Below are 14,773 nucleotides of genomic sequence, written 5' to 3'. Positions count from 1 at the left end.
GAATTAATATCGTGATAAAAAAGCAATGCTAGTTTTTACTAGCATTGCTTTTTCAATTGGTTTTCTTTTCATTTCTTAGATCTAGAGAGGGCTTATGGCTCATTGTTCCATTATTAACCAACTATTATTCTCTTTTATCAGTATAGAACAATAAATAACGTTCTGTTTGACTGGACCAATATTTATAATCATGACCTCCTTGAGCAGTTACATATTGAACGTCGATATGTTTGCCTTTTAGCTTCGTATACAAGGATTTCATTCCTTCAACAAGCCAATCATGGTCAATTGTTCCATGATCTAAATATACGAAAATGTCTTTTTTATCCAGGTTATCAGCTAGATATAGCGGGTCAATTTGCTCTCTACGATTGCCGTTGTTAAATAGCCAACCGATTCCTGAACCAGCGTTTTCATCCGCCCTTATTGCTGCACTATGACCTCCGACCTTGCAAAAGAAGTCAGTATGAATGAAAGCTAAGTGTAAAGCAGCAAAACCACCCATTGATATGCCACCAATATATCTTCCATATTTGTCTTTAATCGTGCTGTATTTTGAATCAATATAAGGTATTAATTCTTTCATAATATAATCTTCATATAGTCCTATATCATGATCATCGATCTTTTTAGTAATTGCCGATGAATTTATTCCATAGCTATTATCGATCATCGGACTAACAATAATTAAAGGGGGGATTTTCTCTTCTTTAATTAGGCGGTCTGCTGTTTGATCGATCTTAGCAGCATTTATTCCTAAAATTCCATTAAACCAGCTCTGCTCGTTACCATCTTTCCCATGAAGTAGGTAGAGAACAGGGTACTTGTGATCCTTTTTATAATTTGGAGGCAAATAGATATTGACTTTTTGTACTTTTTTTAAAGAATCGCTATCTATTTTTAATTCAATCATTCGAGGATGATAAAATTCTCGGATAATAGATTCTAATGAAAAACCATTCATTACAAATACAATTAAGATAATAATAAATAATAAAGGCATTATACGATATAAAAACTTTTTTAACATATTTTCCTCCCCTGACTTAGACTAATCGTATAAAAAACTAAGTTTCTACTTTAAAGCCCAATTAATCTTTCGCATAGCAGGATTCAATAAAATGTAGTTTAAAAATTATATCTGTATTAAAAGTATTCTGGATACTCAATTGACATTACTTACTGACATACAATTTCTATGGTTGAAATATTTATAAGCCTATTTTACTTATTATACGGCTCACCATACCTAAGTAATTGGCAGTTTAGAGTTATACCACAGTTGGATTAATACCTCTTTATTTAAACTGATTGTAACCCTCGTTATACACCTTTTTCCAATAGTTATTTTCAAACAAAAATCTTATTTTTTCTATATCCTTACCAAGCTTTGAAAAAATTTCAGGGCAAATTTATTTAAAGCGTTTGCAAATCTAAAATCTTATTCTATAATACTTGTATACAAGTATACTTGAATAATAGGAAGGTAAATATATGACTGAATCAATGGAATTTCTTTATCCTGAAAAATGGCTTTCAAAAGCTTCCGCTGGTGAACGTGTCACAAGTGAGCTTAGAATGCGGATTATTGCCGGCAAGGTTGAAAGCGGTACCATATTATCAGAAAATAAATTAGCTGCAGATTTTTCAGTGAGCCGGTCTCCCATTCGTGAGGCATTAAAAATACTTGCTTCTGAAAACATGATCCGATTAGAAAGAATGGGTGCCGTTGTCATTGGATTAACAGAAAAAGAAATAGAAGAAATTTATGATGTACGTCTACTTATAGAAACCTTTGTTTTTGAACGGTTAGCAAAGATTGACGTTTCCGGGTTAGTAACGGAACTTAATAAGATACTTGAAATGATGAAAGTTGCTATAAAATACCGTGACGCAGATGAGTTTTCTTATCAAGATGTCCTGTTCCACGAAACCATAATCGGTGCCATTAATCATTCCTACATGATGATGATTTGGAAAAATTTAAAGCCTGTTATGGAAAGTTTCATTCTTTTATCGATGCGTGCACGTTTTAAAGAAAAGTATGATGATTTTGAACGGATTATTAAAAACCATGAGCTTTATATTAAAGCGATTGATACAAAAGACAGGGCCCTGATGATAAAGTCCTTACATCAGAACTTTGATGATGTCCAAGGTAAAGTAGAGGACCTTTGGATGTCACAACAACTGTTATCAAAAGGAGTAGAGCAAAAAAATGACTAGCTATATGTTAGGGGTAGACATTGGTACCACAAGTACCAAAGCTGTTTTATTTACAGAAAAAGGTGAAGTAATCCAACAAGAGAATATTGGATATCCCCTATATACACCGGATATGTCAACAGCTGAACAAGACCCAGAAGAGATTTTTCAGACTATCTTACAAGCCATTTCAAATATAACCAAGCATTCTCAAAAAAAGCCATCGTTTATATCATTTAGCAGTGCCATGCATAGTATCATCGCAATGGATGAAAATAATCAGCCGCTGACGCCTGTCATCACTTGGGCCGATAATCGTGGTGAAGCATGGGCCAAAAAAATAAAAGAAGAGTTAAACGGGCATGAAGTATATCGAAGAACAGGGACACCTATTCACCCCATGTCGCCATTAAGTAAAATTGCCTGGATTGTCAACGAACGGCCTGAAATTGCTTCCAAGACAAAAAAATATATTGGGATTAAAGAATACATTTTTAAAAAGTTCTTTGATCAATATGTTGTCGATTATTCCTTAGCTTCTGCCATGGGGATGATGAATCTCAACAACTTGGATTGGGATGAAGAGGCTTTAAAAATTGTGGGTGTTACAAGAGAACAATTATCCGAACTTGTACCAACCACCAAGATATTCAGGAACTGTCATCCGGATTTAGCCAAGCAGGTTGGAATCGATCCACAGACACCCTTTGTCATTGGCGCAAGCGATGGCGTCCTTTCTAATTTAGGAGTAAACGCCATTAGAAAAGGCGAAATTGCCATCACCATTGGAACAAGCGGTGCCATCCGAACGATTATTGATCAACCAAAAACAGACGAAAAAGGAAGAACATTTTGTTATGCCTTAACAGAAAACCATTGGGTTATTGGCGGCCCAGTTAACAATGGCGGGATGGTCCTTCGCTGGATAAGGGATGAATTTGCCTCATCCGAAATAGAGACGGCGAAACGACTAGGAATCGATCCTTATGAAGTATTAACCAAGATTGCTGAACGTGTAAGACCAGGTGCGGATGGATTATTATTTCATCCATACCTTGCAGGTGAACGTGCACCCTTATGGAACCCGGACGTACGCGGATCATTTTTCGGTTTAACACTGTCACATAAAAAGGAACATATGATTCGTGCAGCCCTGGAAGGTGTTATTTACAATCTATATACAGTATTTTTAGCATTAACTGAATGCATGGATGGTCCTGTTACCCGTATCCAAGCAACAGGAGGCTTCGCAAGGTCAGAGGTTTGGCGTCAAATGATGTCCGATATCTTCGAATCTGAAGTAGTCGTTCCAGAAAGCTTTGAAAGTTCGTGTCTTGGTGCCTGTATTTTAGGTCTTTATGCATTCGGAAAAATTGACTCTTTTGAAGTAGTCACTGAAATGGTGGGCAACACCTATAAGCACACGCCAAAGGAAGAAGCAGTTCAAGAGTATAGACAATTATTACCGATTTTCATCAACCTCTCCAGAATATTGGAAAAGGATTATTCAAGGATTGCTAGTTATCAAAGAAGTTTAAATAAGCATATCTAGGATATTTAATTTGGAGGAATTGAAATGCCATTAGTTATTGTAGCATTAGGAATTTTAGCATTACTCGTATTAATAATGGGCTTTAAATTAAACACCTTTGTTTCACTAATCATTGTTTCGTTCGGTGTGGCTATTGCCCTTGGGATGAAATTAGACGAAATCATTCCTACTATTGAAGCAGGGCTCGGAGGGACACTTGGTCATATCGCCCTCGTCTTCGGACTGGGTGCAATGCTGGGTAAATTGATCGCAGATTCAGGTGGCGCCCAGCGAATTGCGATGACCTTGGTGAATAAATTTGGTGGGAAAAATATTCAGTGGGCTGTGGTAGTTGCTTCATTTATAATTGGAATCGCTTTATTCTTTGAAGTAGGACTTGTATTATTAATCCCAATCGTATTTGCCATTTCCAAGGAATTAAAGGTATCTATCCTGTATCTGGGTATTCCAATGGCCGCAGCATTATCTGTAACCCATGGTTTCTTACCACCGCATCCGGGACCAACAACCATTGCGGGTGAATTTGGTGCAGATATTGGTCAAGTATTACTTTACGGTTTCATCATTGCTATACCGTCTGTTTTCTTAGCCGGACCTGTATTTACAAAAATCGCGAAAAAACTTGTACCTGCATCTTTTAGTAAAACAGGAAATATTGCATCATTAGGGGAACAAAAGACGTTTAAATTAGAAGAAACACCTGGCTTTGGTATCAGTGTCTTTACAGCTATGCTCCCAGTTATTCTAATGTCAATTGCAACTATTATTACGTTACTTCAAAAAACAATTGGATTTGCTGATAATATATTCCTCGCTATTATCCGTTTTGTCGGCGGCGCATCCCCTGCTATGGTGATTTCTTTATTAGTTGCCATTTACACAATGGGATTAGCAAGAAATATTCCAATCAAAACGGTTATGGATTCTTGTTCAACAGCTATCTCACATATCGGGATGATGCTATTAATAATCGGTGGCGGTGGCGCCTTCAAACAAGTATTAATTAATGGTCATGTAGGTGACTATGTAGCTGAACTATTCAAAGGAACTTCCATGTCACCAATTTTACTTGCATGGATCATTGCAGCTATCTTACGTATTTCTTTAGGTTCCGCTACTGTGGCAGCGCTAACAACTGCTGGCTTAGTAATTCCGATGTTAGGTCAATCTGACGTTAACCTTGCTCTAGTTGTTCTTGCGACTGGCGCTGGTAGTTTAATAGCTTCACACGTAAATGACGCCGGCTTCTGGATGTTTAAAGAGTATTTTGGTTTAAGCATGAAAGAAACCTTTGCAACATGGACTTTGCTAGAAACCATCATTTCAGTATCAGGATTAGGATTCGTTCTACTATTAAGTTTGTTTGTATAGATTAATAAGAGAAACCGGGCATAGCCCGGTTTTTTAGTTAAGTAAATATCCAATAGCTTGTACTCGATACCATGTACTCATTTTTATATCCAAGTAAACTACTTCACTCTCCCCCGAAAAATCAGTGGAGTAGAAATGACTTTTACTACAGTATTGGAGCCTTCCGTACATCGCTGCATCTTATACTCAAAAAAGGTTATGAATTCAATCAATTTTTGTATTAAAGCTTTTTCATGACATTATAAGGCCACATTTACTTATGGTAAGGCTCTCCGTATTTAATCAAAATGAGTCCCAAGTTTCTTAGAATAATTTTCTATATAATCAATTATCTCATATACTAAACTATCTATTTCTCTAGAATTTGTTGAAGATGCATTATATTTTGGATCCTCTAAAAAAGAATTGGAGAAGTATCCCTTAATATAGTCAAAACCACGGGAATGTTCTTTTCATCTTCAAATAGTTTTGAATAATTTCTTTTTTATTTACTAATTTTATTGAATACACCTTCTATCCCGGAAATCACCTCAATTGATGCCAACCCGCAGTTAATCTGTCATAGTTAAAGTAATCATCTATTTCTTCAAAAACAATCTGTGCCGCATCAGGACCTTGATAATAGTAAGTATTTTGGTCAAATATTGCTTTATTATCTGGTTTATCAAATTCAAAGATAGTCATTATCGGTTTGTTATATTCTTTTGCTATCGCTACTTCTGTTTTTATATGATCGATTTCTTTCCCACGATAATAATTCATCACAGCTACTTCATCACAGCCATTTTTTATGAGTCTTCTTAATTCAGCTAAATGTTTCTCATCATACCAATAAGTGATACAAACCACTACATCTAGGCCCTTATTAGAAGCATATTCATAAGCTTTTATCATATTGTCTACATAATGTTTCATTAACTCATTTCCACTATCATTCCAGTTTTCATCTTGTGCTGGTTCTACATCGAATACAATTCCTTCTATTACCAATTCATTATCATGTATAGAATTGAATTCCGCTACTTGATCGACGAAGTCTGTTAGCTCTTCATAACCATAATCTGTCGTTCCCCAATAATCTCCGCCATCCATCGCGTATACCGACACATTGTGTTTATTCATTTCACGTATATATGATGTCAGGGTGCCATCGATAAATTCATTTGGGTAGATATACTGAAATACTCGATTGATATTTAATGGTTTTTGATAATTGTCTATCAACTTTTCTGTCGTATCTTCTATTGACCATGAGAATAAAGTACTTGTTTTCTTATCACGTTGAATTATACCGACAGTAGGGAACAGTCCAATAGAACAAAATAGTATAATCATTAAAGTTTTCATTTTTGAATTCATTCTAACTCGCCTCTAGGTTTTCTCTTTCAATTGAACTCCAGCTGTGAAGCTTCCTCTTATAGGTTAAAGTAGCATATATTCTTATCATAAATAATACAGGTCTGAATAGAAGTACCTCCGCAAAGGCCATAAAAATAGTCCACGCAACATCTCCTTTATAAATCTTATCTCCTCTTTGTAAAAACTTGCTCATATATAATAAAATTGTTTGCAGGACGCAAAAACACAAATAAAGTAAAGCTATCAAAATGGCAAAGGAAATATTCAGTTTATTTGTCATAACAGCGACACATATTACGATAATCCCCAATAATTCAGTAAAAGGAGCCATTAATTCATATAAAAAGTAATACGTATAGGAAAATAGACTAATTGCCTTGAACTTAGGATTTAAAAATAATACTCGATAATTCCACATACACTGAATTAAGCCCCGATGCCACCTTGCTCTTTGTTTTCCCAAGTCTTTTAGTTTAAAAGGAGCCTGCGTCCAACAGACTGCATCTGGTGTATATTTTATGGAGTATGGAATTTGATGCGTGCGATGATGTACATGCAATCTCAATACAAGATCCATATCTTCACCTACACTGTTCGAATCATATCCTCCAACAGCAATAACAGCATCCTTTTTAAATAAACCAAATCCACCGGAAATATTTAAATTACTATTAAAGGTATCGTGAAAAATACGAGATGCAATAAATGCCCGGATATATTCAAGTGTTTGCATACTGACGATAGGATTTCTATTCATCCTCATGTCAATCGGCATAGCTTTTTCAAATTTCACTCCATTTGCAATACGAATTTGACCACCAACAGCAATGACTTTATCATCCTCGAAAAAGAGTCTTGCGGAATACTTTAAAGCATCGGCTTGTAAAATTTCGTCGGCATCCATGCTTACAAAATAAGGATATCTGGAAATATTTATTCCTGCATTAATCGCATCTGCTTTATTGCCACCATTTTTCTTTCTTACTAAAACAATAGGTATACTGTTAAACTCCCCACTATAGACTTCGAGAATTTCTTTCGATGGTACTTGAATACGAATAGGTTTGTGGTCTTTTTTCAAATTGTAATTGTCAATGATGAGCTGTGCTGTAGTATCTGTTGAACCATCATCAATAACCACAATTTCAAATAGCTTATAATCCATTTCTGACAGATGATCAACTGTTGTTAATATTGTTTTCGCTTCATTATAAGCTGGTACGAGAACGGAAATAGGGAAAAAGAAGTCATGATCCAATTCATTTTCCATTCTTTCCTTTAGTCTATTTTTACGAAGATTCCAAATAGAAATAGTTCCCCCGAGCGTAATATAAGTAGCATAACCAAACATATAAATTGCAAAAAAGATTCCAGTAACGAATAAAAGCAAATCAATATTATACATTTTGTATCCTTTTCTCTTTTCTATTTGTAATGTGATAGATTAATTGTTCCTTTGCATAAAGATCTTGTCCTTGCAATATATCCATAAGCTTATCCTCTTCTACACCTAACTGCGCAATCGAACGTGCAGCATTTAACCTGACATACCAATATTTCGATGTTAGTGCAGATTTTAATGCATGAATTGTATCTTCTCCAGGATATTTACCTAGGGCTAATGCTGCTGATGATACGCATTCCCACTCCTCATCATTAGGTATGGTTAAATAAGATAGAATTGTATCCTTATATTTTTGTACTGGGTATTTCCGGTAATAACGGAGCAAAGCGCAAACTATGTCTTTATCTGTAGCTCTCTGCTTTAATAGTTTGATTAATTTGTTCTTTAATCGTTCACCTGAAAATCGGAAAAAATCTATTATTGCAACTTGGTATTCAGGATTAAATTTATCAAAATGATCATATAGGGATTCGGCTAATGCAACGGAATCCCCCTTAAACTCAAGTAAACCATCAGTTACTAATTTACGGTGGTGTATGATATTATTTCTTGACAGTTTTATAAATACTTCTACAACTGCATCAATATTTCCAAAGGCATATAATGCTTTTAGCGCATTTTCACGACAATAGATGGAAGGTTCTAGAGCATACTCCAACATGATTTTTGTTATCTCATCATATTCTTCGAGATTATTTATACATAATTGTTCACATATAAATGCAAAATAAGCCTTTGAAATCGACCCTTTCTTCCCATATACATGTCCTAAGCTCACCCAGAACCTCTTATTTTCACGAAGGAACTGTTGAAATTTTCCCCTCACCTTGATTTGATCTGAACGAATATATTTTAATGAAGCTTCGAAAAACGCCATTAGCTCCTCAGTTGAATGAAGTTTCTTATAGTACTTCTGCTGCATCATAAGACTTTCTGAGTTTTCATTAGTTAAAAATAAATCAAAGTATACACTCCACCTATTCGTCAGCTTAAAATGCTTTTTATCTTTTCTTTTTTGATTTATTTTATAAAGAGAGATACTTAACATTATTGCAAGAGTGATCACAATTAAAATAAATAAAAAGTACCATACGATAATATACCTCCACCTTTCCTAGCAAGCTGTTATGACATAGCATGACCTTTCGTACCTTGGCTAACTAATTCATCTATTTTTTCTTAATCATAATACAAAGTTCCCAATCTGTTTTTTCAAAGTAGTTGCTGTGATCCTTATTCTTTATTCTAATTTATGTAAAATAATAAATAATACTTTTTTTAGAACTTGCATCTCTGAAAAACATAGAAATCCCTAGCATACCATTTAATGTAAGAGTTACGGTGTTTGGGTTTCTATAATTCTATCTATTAATCTAATCTGTAAAATAAAAAGGTATAATAAACTTTTCGCGAATACTAATGTATAATAATTGGTTTTTTATTACAAATTTATTATATTTCGTCGGTTCAATTATTAATCTCAAACCGCCATGCATCTCTGCACATATCAGTAATATTACGTTTAGACTTCCAACCTAATTCTCTCTCAGCTTTAGAAGCGTCGGCATAACAAAAAGCAATATCTCCTGGTCTCCGGCCTACTACTTCATAAGGGACATTAATACTGTTAGCTTTTTCAAAAGCTTTCACTAATTCTAGAACACTAGTACCATTTCCGGTACCCAAATTATGGGTATGTACACCTTCAATCAGGTTTTCTAATGCTGCAACATGACCCTCTGCAAGATCTACTACATGAATATAATCGCGAACACCGGTACCATCGGCTGTTGGATAGTCGTTACCAAATACACGTAATTTGTCTAATTTACCTTTTGCAACTTGGGCTATATAAGGCATAAGATTATTTGGTACTCCATTAGGTGCTTCACCAATTAATCCACTCTCATGAGCTCCTATTGGGTTGAAATATCGAAGTAGCGAGACCGAAAAAGCAGGATTTACATTCGCAATATCTGTTAGTATTCGTTCACTCATGACCTTTGTTTCACCGTATGGGTTTGTCGTAGGTAGTAGATTCATGGTTTCCTCAAATGGTACAATATTGTCCCCATATACTGTTGCCGATGAGCTAAAGACAAATCGATTTACACCGTATTTCAAACAAACTTTAGCTAGATTCATTGTACTGACAATATTATTAAAGTAGTATTTTAGCGGTTTTTCTACCGACTCACCTACTGATTTAAGGCCAGCAAAATGAATGACACCATCTATAGTATGGTTCCTAAAAATAGATTCTACAGCTTCTTCTTCCGTTACATCAATTTCATAAAAGGTAACTTCCTTGCCCGTAATACTCTGTATTTTTCTTATTGTTTCAAGATTACTATTGCATAAATTATCAGCAATAATTACTGAATGTTCAGCTTCTAATAAAGCAACAGTGGTGTGAGAACCAATATATCCAGCACCACCTGTAACTAATATATTCATGACTAACTTCACCTCCAAATCATTTAAGATTTATTTAGCATATAAGCTATTTGTTCTATTAGATATTATAATATACATTATTAAGACACTACCAACATTATCCAAACTATTAATATTAATTTATATTGAGCTACTCAACAATATAAACACAACCTAGAGACCCATCACCGACTCTTATCATCACAATATAGCCACTTTTATCCAATAAACGCTAGGTGCAACGACTAAAGACTCATTTCATACTGTCACATCAAATTCATAGAAAGTTAAAGTTAGAAAGCCTACAGTTCCTAAACATTCTATGGAGGTAGTTGGGAAAAGCAAAAGTGAGTATTGGAAATGTTTAAAGATCTATTTGAATCGAATGATGCTATAGAACATTTCAATACACATTGGAGCCAACCTATATTCAACGTAGTCAAATATTGTTGACAATTGGGCAATAATGTATTAATGTATCTCTAATTATATCCACATAATGTAAAACGCAATGAAGAGGAAGAGTAATTAATCACTCGAATCTTAGAGAGCCCATACTGGTGAAATTGGGTATTCGAGCTTAATGAAAGAAGCCTTGGAGCAGTAGACTGAAAAAATTGGAGTAAGTCTACCGGGAATTTCCCGTTAAAGAAATGTGCAGCAAGATAATGAATAGCTGCATCATGAGCGGGTTTTTAACCAATTTAGGTGGTAACGCGGAAGCTAGTCTTTCGTCCTTTAACAGGATGAAAGGCTTTTTTTATTTTGAATTTATAGGGGGATATGATTATGTCAAATGAGAACATGGCAGAACTGTTATTTCCGCATGTCAGGCAGTTACCGGCTGATATTTATTCACTATATCCACCAAGAAATTTGCCTTCATCTGCTTTAGTAACACGTTTTGCACCGAGTCCAACGGGTTCATTGAATATTGGTGGGCTTTATGCAACTTTAATATCGGAAAGATTAGCCCACCAAAGTAATGGAGTCTTTTTCCTGCGTATTGAAGACACAGATAAAAAACGTGAAATAAAAGGCAGCATAGAAAACATCATCAATTCATTATTATATTTCGGAATTCACTTTGATGAAGGACCTCTCCTTTCAGGTGACGATAAGGGTGATTACGGACCCTATAAACAAGGCTCACGAATACAAATCTATAAGGTATTTATTAAGCATTTAGTCCGAAATGGATTAGCATATCCTTGTTTCTGTGATACGGACGATCTACAAAAGATAAGACTAAGTCAGCAGAACATAAAAGTAACAACAGGTTATTATGGCAGGTGGGCTAAGCATCGAGATATTTCTTTTCAACAAGCCAAGGAAGAGATTTTAAATGGTAAACCGTTTGTTATTAGACTTAAATCTTCGGGGTCATCAGATAGGAGAATTACGTACCATGATTTGGTGAAAGGTCCGATTGAGTTACCTGAAAATGACCAAGATATTGTTATTATGAAAACGGATGGTTTACCAACATATCACTTTGCTCATGCCATAGATGATTATCTGATGGGTACAACCCATGTCATTAGGGGCGATGAATGGCTTTCTTCAGTGCCTATCCATATTCAGTTGTTTGAAACCTTAGGTTTTAGAGTACCGGAATACGGACATATTGCTCCAATAATGAAGCAAGTTGGAACTTCTAAACGGAAATTTAGTAAGCGGAAGGATCTTGATGGTACCGCTGAGTATTACAAAGAACAAGGATACCCAGGAATTGCTATAAATGAATACTTCATGAATCTCATCAATTCTAACTTTGAAGAATGGAGGATGATAAACCCTCGTAAATCATTTAGAGACTTTTTTATCTATACAAATAAAATGAATGCCAGTGGTGCTTTATTAGACATGAGTAAATTAGGTGACATCAGCAAGGATGTTATCTCTAGGCTTACGGGTATACAAGTATTTGACCATTTATACACTTGGTCAAAGAAATTTGATTCTGAGCTTTATACTTTAATTGACAAGAATAAGGAGTACACTGTAAACATTTTAAATATAGGTCGAACAATTAAAAAACCAAGAAAAGATTATTCAAAGTGGTCAGATGTGAAACCAATGATTGCTTTCTTTTATGACGAATTGTTTGAAAAGGATATATTGAGCGGTTATAAGTTACCTACAAATATAAGCTTTGATGTTGCGAAAGAAATTGTACTAGGTTTCAGCAAAACTTATAGGTTTAATAATGAAAAAGATGCTTGGTTCCATGAAATTAAAGAACTTGCTGGGAAACTCGGATTTGCAAAGGAAATGAAGCAATATAAAGCCAATCCTAACAATTACAATGGGCATGTTGGTGATGTAGCGATGGTAATTAGGGTCGCTCTAACTAACAGAACCAATACACCTGATTTGTTTGATATTATGAAAGTAATGGGCGAAAAAAGGGTTCTTTCAAGAATGCAGACATTTTTCGGTGATTCCATTTAACCAACTTAATAGCATATGAAAAAAATGACCGGGCATTACTTTTTTACTTTCCCGGTCATTTTTACTTTATTTACATAGCTACATCTTTTAGATTAACCACTATCTCCACCCTTCGCTTTACCACTATTTGTGATACGGTTCCCCAAAGTGTATCTAAATGAGGTTCTCTTCACCCTTTTTGGAATGATCTTCATCTCACTTCCTTTTAAAGGAAGAAGTATGGTCCTTAATTGGAAAGCAAACAAAAGTAAATAAGCGGAGGTTTTCCGGTTAAATGCAGAATGAGAGATCGTTTTGGGGTAAATAAGGGGAGATTTTCCGACTATGCAGAGCAAAATCCCTCAATTTCACGTTTTTCGAGTCAATAGGCGGAATCTATCCGTCTATTCAAGCTATTTTTTATCTTAATTAATAATTAAGCGGAATTTTTCCGTCTACTTTTCAGATTGGGCCTTTAACCTGATCCCCCAATCGATAAGAGCGGATCCTTTTGATTCCAGATGCGGGAATCAGCATCTTTTTATCGACCAGATGAGAAAGTGCTTTTTTTACTGTCTTATCACTTAGCTTCAAATATTTCTCGACTTCAACAGGGGATATGGCTTCTCCTTTTCGAATCGCTAGCCTAAGCACTTCCTTTTCGACAATAGACAGAGAGGTTTGATCCAGTTCATCACCCAGCCATTGGCCAATCACTTGCTGAACAATCTGTTGGCATCGACGAGGCTTCTCATTAACTTGGTCATAAGAAAAGCGGATCACGGTCCATCCATCAATCACCAACTGGTTTTGACGTTCCAGGCTATCGGAAAATTGCCATCTGCTTATATTCCTTAGGTGTGGGCCATACCCGTCGACTTCAAGGCAAATTCGGATGGCGGGTCGAATATAAGCAAAATCCAAATACCTTTTGCCATCCTTGAAATCATCGACTTCATATTCTGGATGAAGATATCGAAAATGGTGAAATAAAGGCCACCACACTTGCTTCAAAAACAACATTTCAGCCTGATTGTGACCTTCTTGTAAGCGCCGCAACCTTTCACCGGTTTTTGCCTGCAAGTGAATATTCAAAAAAGCCTGGTATTCTTCTTCAAATCCCACAGTATCCTGCTCCTCTCCAATGGTCTAGGCTATTACAGCACCCTTTATAGCCTATATATCAATATGAGATTCTCGGGAATAGTTCTACTAAATGATGTCTTTTGTATTCTTCCCATTCAAAGGTTGACTCGGGGAAATTTGATATGAATGATAATTTTTCAATATGCCGGATTGAATTTATAACTTCGACTAACCAATTTTTGTTTTCCTTTAAAATCAACTAACTATTCTTCAATAGGAACCATGAAATCATAGTCAGGAACCCCATACTTAGCAAACATTTTTTCCTTATATTCTTCAAAGGACAAATAGAAATTTTCAGGGGGATTCCCTAAAAGAACTGTGAAAACTCCGTCTCTAAATAAAACTAAGTAGCTTTTATTCTGATCGATATTATCAGCCAAAAAGGATGTTTTATAGTTTTCCAATTGCTCATCCGTAACAGCACTATCCAACAATATTTTTTTACGGCTTCCGTCTTTTTTTTCTAAAACTACTACACCATTTCCATCATTCTTTTCCTCTTTGTATTCAAGGCAATCAGTCGTACATTTTTCAATTGTTTTTGAATAATTATAACCACAACGCATGCAAAAGGTATATTGTTCACCCGTTTTGTAATAATAATCCCCTATAGCTGAACGTCCACAACACGGGCATTTTGTCGCATAAATATTCGATGCCACAGAATTATCATCTCCTATATTAAATTAAATTAAATTTTTTGGGATTAATATGTTTTTTTAAAAGGAAATTAAACTGAGAAGGAAAAGTTTTTGTCAGAGTAAAAGAAGTGTTTTCATGAAGCAGGTATAAGTAAGGACGGAAAAATGAGTATTTTTGTTAGTCGAAGTTATTGGGGATGGAACTACTTTTAGTTTAAAAGA

11 protein-coding genes and 1 other annotated feature are annotated in these 14,773 nt (G+C 35.2%); of the genes, 4 read left to right on the top strand and 7 right to left on the bottom strand.

The window, feature by feature from the left end; genetic code table 11:
* Window positions 1–124: 124 nt before the first annotated feature.
* Window positions 125–1,030 carry an alpha/beta hydrolase gene (locus ACQKP0_RS09660; RefSeq protein ID WP_427405626.1) on the bottom strand — a complete coding sequence of 302 codons (906 nt, stop codon included), beginning with the start codon at window positions 1,028–1,030 and terminating at the stop codon, window positions 125–127.
* Window positions 1,031–1,494: 464 nt separating this feature from the next.
* Here ACQKP0_RS09660 and ACQKP0_RS09655 point away from each other — a divergent pair, with 464 nt between their 5' ends.
* Genes ACQKP0_RS09655 through ACQKP0_RS09645 form a run of 3 tightly spaced genes read left to right on the top strand, consistent with a single transcriptional unit; the run spans window position 1,495 to window position 5,128 of the window.
* Entirely contained in the window at window positions 1,495–2,226 is a 732-nt protein-coding gene (locus ACQKP0_RS09655) for a GntR family transcriptional regulator (RefSeq protein ID WP_427405625.1), read from the top strand.
* Window positions 2,219–3,757 (top strand): gluconokinase, encoded by a 1,539-nt coding sequence (gene gntK, locus ACQKP0_RS09650; RefSeq protein ID WP_427405624.1) that lies wholly within the window; start codon window positions 2,219–2,221, stop codon window positions 3,755–3,757. Before ACQKP0_RS09655 ends, gntK begins: the two co-directional genes overlap by 8 nt.
* 24 nt (window positions 3,758–3,781) lie before the next feature.
* Entirely contained in the window at window positions 3,782–5,128 is a 1,347-nt protein-coding gene (locus ACQKP0_RS09645) for a GntP family permease (RefSeq protein ID WP_427405623.1), read from the top strand.
* A gap of 525 nt (window positions 5,129–5,653) precedes the next feature.
* On the opposite strand, the gene ACQKP0_RS09640 is transcribed toward ACQKP0_RS09645, so the two are convergent.
* The 4 genes from ACQKP0_RS09640 to galE all read right to left on the bottom strand — a co-directional run bounded on the left by ACQKP0_RS09640 (window position 5,654) and on the right by galE (window position 10,349).
* Window positions 5,654–6,487 carry a hypothetical protein gene (locus ACQKP0_RS09640; RefSeq protein ID WP_427405622.1) on the bottom strand — a complete coding sequence of 278 codons (834 nt, stop codon included), beginning with the start codon at window positions 6,485–6,487 and terminating at the stop codon, window positions 5,654–5,656.
* A 1-nt stretch (window position 6,488) separates the two neighbouring features.
* A complete protein-coding gene (locus ACQKP0_RS09635) occupies window positions 6,489–7,892 on the bottom strand; it encodes a glycosyltransferase family 2 protein (RefSeq protein ID WP_427405621.1) in 1,404 nt (467 codons plus the stop codon).
* Window positions 7,885–8,814 (bottom strand): HEAT repeat domain-containing protein, encoded by a 930-nt coding sequence (locus tag ACQKP0_RS09630; RefSeq protein ID WP_427405620.1) that lies wholly within the window; start codon window positions 8,812–8,814, stop codon window positions 7,885–7,887. Before ACQKP0_RS09630 ends, ACQKP0_RS09635 begins: the two co-directional genes overlap by 8 nt.
* A 545-nt stretch (window positions 8,815–9,359) precedes the next feature.
* Window positions 9,360–10,349, bottom strand: a complete 990-nt coding sequence (gene galE, locus ACQKP0_RS09625; RefSeq protein WP_427405619.1) for a UDP-glucose 4-epimerase GalE — start codon at window positions 10,347–10,349, stop codon at window positions 9,360–9,362.
* A 481-nt stretch (window positions 10,350–10,830) separates the two neighbouring features.
* Window positions 10,831–11,070: a binding site (T-box leader), on the top strand.
* Between the two features lie 47 nt (window positions 11,071–11,117).
* On the opposite strand from galE, the gene gltX reads away from it, so the two are divergent.
* Window positions 11,118–12,782: a glutamate--tRNA ligase gene (gene gltX, locus ACQKP0_RS09620; RefSeq protein WP_427405618.1), complete on the top strand. Its 1,665-nt coding sequence runs from the start codon at window positions 11,118–11,120 to the stop codon at window positions 12,780–12,782.
* A gap of 441 nt (window positions 12,783–13,223) precedes the next feature.
* Here gltX and ACQKP0_RS09615 read toward each other — a convergent pair whose 3' ends face one another.
* Complete coding sequence (locus ACQKP0_RS09615; RefSeq protein ID WP_427405617.1) at window positions 13,224–13,886, bottom strand: DNA-binding response regulator; 663 nt, start codon at window positions 13,884–13,886, stop codon at window positions 13,224–13,226.
* Window positions 13,887–14,110: 224 nt separating this feature from the next.
* Window positions 14,111–14,572: a hypothetical protein gene (locus tag ACQKP0_RS09610; protein WP_427405616.1), complete on the bottom strand. Its 462-nt coding sequence runs from the start codon at window positions 14,570–14,572 to the stop codon at window positions 14,111–14,113.
* Between the last annotated feature and the right edge of the window lie 201 nt (window positions 14,573–14,773).

Source organism: Heyndrickxia sp. NPDC080065 (assembly GCF_050281185.1).
Classification (GTDB): Bacteria; Bacillota; Bacilli; order Bacillales; family Bacillaceae_C; genus Heyndrickxia.
Note: the sequence above shows the minus strand (reverse complement) of the source record. Positions and strands in the feature narration are given on the sequence as shown.

What these genes read in the sequence shown, in the direction of transcription:
- ACQKP0_RS09655 (WP_427405625.1), top strand. Translation starts at nt 1,495, where the DNA reads ATGACTGAATCAATGGAATTTCTTTATCCTGAAAAATGGCTTTCAAAA.
- ACQKP0_RS09640 (WP_427405622.1), bottom strand. Translation starts at nt 6,487, where the DNA reads ATGAATTCAAAAATGAAAACTTTAATGATTATACTATTTTGTTCTATT.
- gntK (WP_427405624.1), top strand. Translation starts at nt 2,219, where the DNA reads ATGACTAGCTATATGTTAGGGGTAGACATTGGTACCACAAGTACCAAA.
- galE (WP_427405619.1), bottom strand. Translation starts at nt 10,349, where the DNA reads ATGAATATATTAGTTACAGGTGGTGCTGGATATATTGGTTCTCACACC.
- ACQKP0_RS09645 (WP_427405623.1), top strand. Translation starts at nt 3,782, where the DNA reads ATGCCATTAGTTATTGTAGCATTAGGAATTTTAGCATTACTCGTATTA.
- gltX (WP_427405618.1), top strand. Translation starts at nt 11,118, where the DNA reads ATGTCAAATGAGAACATGGCAGAACTGTTATTTCCGCATGTCAGGCAG.
- ACQKP0_RS09635 (WP_427405621.1), bottom strand. Translation starts at nt 7,892, where the DNA reads ATGTATAATATTGATTTGCTTTTATTCGTTACTGGAATCTTTTTTGCA.
- ACQKP0_RS09660 (WP_427405626.1), bottom strand. Translation starts at nt 1,030, where the DNA reads ATGTTAAAAAAGTTTTTATATCGTATAATGCCTTTATTATTTATTATT.
- ACQKP0_RS09630 (WP_427405620.1), bottom strand. Translation starts at nt 8,814, where the DNA reads ATGCAGCAGAAGTACTATAAGAAACTTCATTCAACTGAGGAGCTAATG.